Origin of the sequence: Halomonas sp. 3D7M (genome assembly GCF_014897885.1) — a bacterium.
Lineage (GTDB): Bacteria > Pseudomonadota > Gammaproteobacteria > Pseudomonadales > Halomonadaceae > Vreelandella.
In genome coordinates this window covers 1-2,327 of the sequence record NZ_JABUZF010000234.1, presented here as the reverse complement: position 1 = coordinate 2,327, position 2,327 = coordinate 1, and the positions used below count along the sequence as shown (strand labels likewise).

At 41.3% G+C, this 2,327-nt stretch carries 1 protein-coding gene; it reads left to right on the top strand.

Annotation, left to right across the window (positions count from 1 at the left end; genetic code table 11):
• Positions 1 to 637: 637 nt before the first annotated feature.
• A partial coding sequence (locus tag INT22_RS13065) for a cadherin repeat domain-containing protein (protein ID WP_193068355.1) occupies positions 638 to 2,327 on the top strand: 1,690 nt, incomplete at its 3' end.

Sequence of the window (2,327 nt, the reverse complement as noted above, 5' to 3'; positions counted from 1 at the left end):
CTGCGATTTTTCGCAGGCTTTTTTATATATTTATATTTTACATATAGCTAATATATAAAATTTATGCATGTAAGCTTGTTATTTCGAAATAGGTGATGAAGTGCCGGTAAGCCACGAATAGTGCAGTGCCCAGCCAAACAGGTTGCTTTTCGTTCACGCTGTAATGCGGCGATGCGCATAGCTGAAGATAAAATAAAGCTAATTATAATAATCGCTTAGTTAGATTGTTAATGCTTTGTGGCTATAAATTTGGTGAATTGCCATCACTTTATTTTGTGTTTTCTCATATTAATGAATGGCGCTGAAGGTTGGGGTTTGATACTTTTAATTAACTAAATGAAACATTTCCAGGTGTTTCTTCACCTCGGCGTGGCAAGGGGCTACATCATGAGCTATAGCGCTATTTCTGGGATGCTCTGCTCAGGCTCCGAGCCTCAGGCGGTTTTCCTGCGTCAGGAGCTGCATTATCACGCCGAAGTGCCGTTTGGGTTCAATGTATTTATCATTGGCTTGCGAGGCCATTCTGATACTGAATCCCGATTCCAGGGTGAAACAGACTTTATTTTACCAACCTGCACTGGCGGAACCGTTCGCGCTCGAATCTCGTGCAATCACTAACTTATAAAGCGAGGCTTTTATGCAAATTGGTGATACTCGATATAATGTAGAAACTGATCCCTCTGTTGACGGTTATGTATATAGTGTAGAGCGTGTTAACGGCCAACTCTATGTCAGCTATTCCGTTGGTAGTGATTTAAGAATAATTTCAGTTTCTCCTGATGGTTCAGTCAGTACAGCACCATCACCTGTTCTTAATCCACGCACTGATGACAATTCTGATAGCGTTATTTTCAAAGGCCTTTCAGATGGGAATATTCTGGTTACTTGGTACAGTGGCTCTAGCGGCACAGGTTTTACCGATACATATTTTAAAATCATTGATGGCACTGGTCAGGAAGTAGTCGGCGCTACTAAAATAAATTCTGAAGCAGGTTCCTTGAATCGCTTTACAGAAGTTGCTGAGTTGTCAAATGGTAACCTAGCATTTGTTTGGGCGACGGGTGGATCTGATTATGCCATGCGCAGGTTTGAGGTGGATGGTACGCCAGTTGATAATGAGCAGTTATCAGTAACCAGCCTTGCTGGGATAAGTGGCTCACAATATCAGCATAATATAGCTGCAAATGATACTGGGTTTATCATCACTTGGGATGCTTATGATTATAATAATTATCTAGGAATGCTGTTCGATAATGATGCCTCTATGCCTACTCAAGTTAATGGGAGTAATCGATTCTCTATAGGCGATAGTATTGCGAAAGGAAATGCGTCGCAATATGTGGAGACGCTTCCTAATGGTAATTATCTTGTGCTTTTTAAGGGGGCAACAGGAGATAGCAGTACTCGAGATGTTCGTTACCAGATATACGATGATAGTGGTAATGCGTTACTCTCAAGTGATACGGTTATTGGCGGTATGAATTCCTGGGGGGATTTTTCTAAGCCAGTGATTCTTGATGATAGGCTGGTGGTTAGTTATAGCTACGTTGACTACAATACTGACCCAACAACAATAGAACGTTATCTGGTAAGTTATGACTTTGATGGAAATTTCATTGAAGACCTTTCCTCCACTATTCCTACAACTCAAGCAGAGTATGGGTATATTACATCTTTCGTTGATGTTGATGGTAACCTTTCTTGGTTAGTTAATGATGATGATAGCGGGAATGGTGATTATGATACTTGGCTGCTTCGACAGTCTGAAGTGATTCCTGAGGGCGAAGTATCAAACGAAGCCCCTGCCATTATTTTGCCCTCATCATTGGTTTTTGACGAAAATACCAGCGCTAATGCAGTTTCAGGGCTTTCGATCACTGATGGGAATGCCGACAATCAGACGGTAACTCTGACAGCAACTGATGGTACGATTAATCTTGCTAACATTAATGGTCTTACCAAAGTTTCTGGAGAATATAATTCTGGCTTTGTTACTTTTAGTGGTGATCTCAATGATGTTAACACTGCTCTCAATAGCCTGACCTTTACTCCAACGGCTAATGTTTCTGGAAATAATGCAGCGTCACTCTTTATTCAAACCGCTGATGGCAATGGCGGTAGTGATAGTCAAACGTTGGAGTTCAATATTACCGATGTCGATCCGATCATTGGCAACAACAGTTTCTCTGTAAATAAAAATAGCGTAAACGGCACCGTGATTGGAACGGTTACCCCTAGTGGAGATACTAACGGACTAACATTCAGCATTACCTCTGGCAATGAAAGCGGCGCTTTTGCCATTGATAAGTGGTTATGCAAAAGTTATC